Genomic DNA, 4,101 nt, shown 5'->3' with positions numbered 1-4,101 from the left:
CGGCGTAGTCCAGGCGCTGGTCCTCCAGGAGCAGGGCAGTGTGGCCGGGGCGGTGCGCGGCCTGGCGTTCTATCAGTTCGGGCAGCGACCCGAAGGGCTGGGCCAGCAGGTGTTCGATGTCTGGATGCATGGAATCGGGAGAGCAGTGAAAGACGGGGGCGTGCGCGCGCCCGCCCCGCCCGGGTTATTCGAGGGACAGGCCCGCCGCCTTGACGATCTGTGCCCAGCTCTTGCGCTCCTGGGCGATGAAGGCGTCGTACTCGGCCGGCGTCTCGCCGCCGGGCACGCCGCCCAGCTCGGCAAAGCGCTGGCGCACCTCGGGCGTCTGCATGGCCTTGCGCGCCGATTGCTGCAGGCGCTCGACCACGGTATCGGGCGTGCCGGCCGGCGCCAGCAGGCCGAACCAGGCCGTGACCTGCATGGGCACGCCGGCCTCGGCCATGGTCGGCACATCGGGCAATTGCGCCGAACGCTCGGCGCTGGTGATGGCCAGCGCGCGGAACTTGCCGGCCTTGATGTGCGGCATGGAGCTGGGCAGGTTGTCGATCATGAAATCCACCTGCTGCCCCAGTAGCGCCGTCACGGCCGGGGCAGCGCCGGGATAGGGCACCAGGGTCACGTCGATGCCGGACTTCTGGCGGAACATCTCCGAGGACATGTGGGGCGACTGGCCCACGCCCGAGGTGGACACGTTCAGGCGGCGCGTCTTCGCCAGGCTGACCAGCTCCTGCGCGCTGCGCACGGGCGATTCGGCATGGACGACGAGGATGTTGGGCACGGAGATCACATTGGTGATGCCGCGCAGGTCGCTTTCCTTGTAGCTGAGCTGCTTGTACAGGCTGAAATTGATCGCCACCGGGCCGATGTTGCCCATGAGCAGCGTGTAGCCGTCGGGCTTGGCGCGCGCCACCTGCGCGGTGCCGATGCTGCCGCCCCCGCCGCCCTTGTTCTCGACGACGATGGAGGTGCCCAGGTCCTTGCCCATCTTCTCGGCCAGCACGCGCGCCGCGATGTCGGTGGTGCCGCCCGCTGCGGCGGGAACGACGATGGTGATGGGGCGTTCGGGCCAGGCGGCCCAGGAGACCAGGGGCAGGGTCGCCACGGCGGCCAGCAGGCAGCGTCGAAAGATCATGGGGGCTCCTTGGGGGGGCGCCGCGGCCTCGGTGAGGCGTCCAGCGCATGGGAGTCAACCATAGCCGGGCCTCCCGCGTTCCCCGCCTAGGGTTTTGGAGTGGATCGCTTTGTCAATGGCAAAGCCCGGCTTTCTGGGCGCGAAAGCGGGGCGGCGGGACGCGCGGGCGAAAAAAAGGGCCGCCCTGCGGGGCAGCCCTTTGTGCGAAGCCGCTCGTGATCAGGGGTACAGGCCGCGCATTTCGCGTGCATGCAGGATGCGCTTGCACGCCACGATGAAGGTGGCGGTGCGCACGGTGACCTTGTGCTCCTGCGCCACTTGCCATACGCCGGCAAAGGCCTCTTTCATGATGCGCACCAAGCGCGCGTTGATCTCGTCCTCGCTCCAGAAGAAGCTGGAGAAATCCTGCACCCATTCAAAGTAGCTCACCGTCACGCCGCCGGCGTTGGCGATCACGTCGGGCAGCACCAGCACGCCCTTGTCGTGCAGGATGTCGTCGGCCTCGGTGGTGGTGGGGCCGTTGGCGCCTTCGATGACCATGCGGGCCTTGATGCGGCCGGCGTTGGCGCCGGTGATCTGGCCTTCGAGTGCGGCGGGGATGAGGATCTCGCAATCCACGCCCCAGAACGCATCGTTGTCGAGCCGGTCGGCGCCGGCAAAGCCGCCCACGCCGCCGGTTTCCTTCACATGGGCCAGCAGGGCGGGCACATCCAGGCCGCCTTCGCGGTAGATGCTGCCGGTGTGGTCCTGCACGGCCACCACGTGGGCGCCAGCCTCGGCAAACAGCTTGCCGGCGATGCCGCCCACGTTGCCAAAGCCCTGCACGGCCACGCGCGCGCCCTCGATCTTGAGTCCGATGTGGTGTGCTGCTTCCACGCCCACGGTGAAAACGCCACGGCCCGTGGCCTCGCGACGGCCCAGCGATCCGCCCAGATCCACCGGCTTGCCGGTCACCACGCCGGTGGCGGTGGCGCCTTCGTTCATGGAGTAGGTGTCCATCATCCACGCCATGATCTGCTCATTGGTGTTGACGTCGGGCGCGGGGATGTCCTTGGTGGGGCCGATGATGATGCCGATCTCGCTGGTATAGCGGCGCGTCAGGCGCTCGAGTTCACCCTGCGAGAGCTTCTTCGGGTCGACACGGATGCCGCCCTTGGCACCGCCGTAGGGCACGTTCACTGCGGCGTTCTTGATGGACATCCATGCCGACAGGGCCATCACTTCCGACAGCGTCACATCCTGGTGGAAACGCACGCCGCCCTTGCCGGGGCCGCGCGAGGTGTTGTGCTGCACGCGGTAGCCCTCGAAGTGGGCGATGGTGCCGTCGTCCATGTGGATCGGCACGTCGACGATCAGCGAGCGCTTGGGCCGCTTGAGCGTCTCCACCCAGCGCGCCAGGTGTCCGAGGTACGGGGTGACGCGGTCCACCTGCTGCAGGTAGTTGCCCCAGGGGCCGAGCTTGTCGGCCTGCAGGTAGGAGGGCAGTTGGTGGACGGTGGGCGTGCCGGGGGTGTCCGGCGTTCCAGTAGGGTGCAGCATGGCAGGTTTTCCTTGTGGGATCGGTTCAGGTGCCACAGCTTATGCCTGCCGCACCGGGCTGTCCAAGGCCGGAGTGTTGCGAAATTATGCGCCGTTTGCATAACCTCGCCCGCCGCTGCTTTCGCGTCACTTGCTATCGAAAAAATAGCTTTTGATGTCCGTCCATATTGCGCTGCAGCATTGTGAGGCTGCAAATGGCGTCACTCCACCGTGAAATGCTCCAGCGCCGGATCGCCTGGCGGGTAGCGCAGGTCGAGGTTCTGCAGCACCTCGCGCAGCACGGTGGCGATCATCAGGTTGCGGTGCGTCTTGGAGTTGGCGGGCACGATGGTCCAGGGCGCCCAGGGGGTGTGCGTGGCCGACAGCAGCGTTTCATAGGCCTTCTGGTAATCGGCCCACTGCTTGCGCACGGCGATGTCGCCCATGTCGAACTTCCAGTGCTTGGTGGGGTCGTCCAGGCGCTCCTGCAGGCGCTGGCGCTGCTCGTCGGCGCTGATGTGCAGCATGAATTTCACGATCACGGTGCCGGTTTCGCTGAGCATGCGCTCGAAGTCGTTGATGTGGGCCAGCCGTTGGCGGTGCTGTTCGGGTGTGATCCAACCGTTGACCACGGGCACCAGCACGTCTTCATAGTGGCTGCGGTTGAACACCGTCAGCTCGCCCGCGCCCGGCATCTGCTGGTGGATGCGCCAGAGGTAGTCGTGTGCGCGCTCGGGTTCGGTGGGCGCCTTCCAGCTCACGGCGTGCACGCCGAGTGCGCTCATGCTGCCGAACACGCCGCGCACGGTGCCGTCCTTGCCCGAGGCATCGGTGCCCTGCAGCAGCACCAGCAGCTTGTAGCGCCGGTCGGCGTAGAGCAGGTTCTGCAAGGCGTCGAGTTCGGTGGCCAGGGCCTGCACGGCCTCCTTGCCCTGCATCTTGTCGCCGTCGAGGAATGGCTTGGCGTCGGGATCGTAGTCGCGCAGCGAGACCGGCTTGGCGCCCGAGCCGTTGGCCAGCCGGGGCTGCCAGTCGGCCCAGCGTTTGGCCAGGGCCTTGTTGTTGCTGTGAAAAGGGGTGTGGTTCATGGTGATGCGTCGGGGCGGTGGATGTGCCAGCTTGGCGCAAGGCCGCGGCCGGGTCAATGTGCGCGGAGCGTGTGGCGGTATTTGCTATTGATTAAAGAGCATATTGCGTAGATTGCAAAAGCGCTACAGGGCAATTTGATCCAATTTTCAAGCGCCGGAGCCCGGCCGCCCCTGCTGCGCGATCAGCTGCACGAAGCGCCGCGCGCCCAGGCCCAGGGGGCGCTCCTTGGACCAGACCACGTCCACCCACAGCGCCACGCCGTTGCTGAGGTTGTCAAACGGCATCTCGACCAGCGAGCCGGCCTCGATGCGCGGCTGCACCAGCGCACGCGGCTGCCAGCCCCAGCCCAGGCCCGCCTCGAT

Annotated in this window: 4 protein-coding genes; all 4 read right to left on the bottom strand. The window is 66.9% G+C overall.

Going from position 1 to position 4,101, the window contains the following annotated elements; translation table 11 throughout:
* Positions 1-184: 184 nt before the first annotated feature.
* Positions 185-1,132, bottom strand: coding sequence for a Bug family tripartite tricarboxylate transporter substrate binding protein (locus tag ACDELDRAFT_RS19785; protein ID WP_005799826.1), 948 nt, complete (start codon positions 1,130-1,132; stop codon positions 185-187).
* A 219-nt stretch (positions 1,133-1,351) separates the two neighbouring features.
* On the bottom strand, positions 1,352-2,671 hold the full coding sequence (locus ACDELDRAFT_RS19780; RefSeq protein ID WP_005799825.1) for a Glu/Leu/Phe/Val family dehydrogenase: 1,320 nt from the start codon (positions 2,669-2,671) through the stop codon (positions 1,352-1,354).
* A gap of 200 nt (positions 2,672-2,871) precedes the next feature.
* Positions 2,872-3,738: a PPK2 family polyphosphate kinase gene (locus tag ACDELDRAFT_RS19775; protein WP_005799824.1), complete on the bottom strand. Its 867-nt coding sequence runs from the start codon at positions 3,736-3,738 to the stop codon at positions 2,872-2,874.
* 147 nt (positions 3,739-3,885) lie between these two features.
* A partial coding sequence (locus ACDELDRAFT_RS19770) for a LysR substrate-binding domain-containing protein (RefSeq protein ID WP_005799823.1) occupies positions 3,886-4,101 on the bottom strand: 216 nt, incomplete at its 5' end.

The sequence above is a fragment of the Acidovorax delafieldii 2AN genome (assembly GCF_000175235.1).
GTDB lineage: Bacteria > Pseudomonadota > Gammaproteobacteria > Burkholderiales > Burkholderiaceae_C > Acidovorax > Acidovorax delafieldii_B.
Note: the sequence above shows the minus strand (reverse complement) of the source record. Positions and strands in the feature narration are given on the sequence as shown.

Bases quoted from the DNA above. Each gene is read 5' to 3' on its own strand.
- ACDELDRAFT_RS19775 (WP_005799824.1), bottom strand. From the start codon at position 3,738: ATGAACCACACCCCTTTTCACAGCAACAACAAGGCCCTGGCCAAACGC.
- ACDELDRAFT_RS19780 (WP_005799825.1), bottom strand. From the start codon at position 2,671: ATGCTGCACCCTACTGGAACGCCGGACACCCCCGGCACGCCCACCGTC.
- ACDELDRAFT_RS19785 (WP_005799826.1), bottom strand. From the start codon at position 1,132: ATGATCTTTCGACGCTGCCTGCTGGCCGCCGTGGCGACCCTGCCCCTG.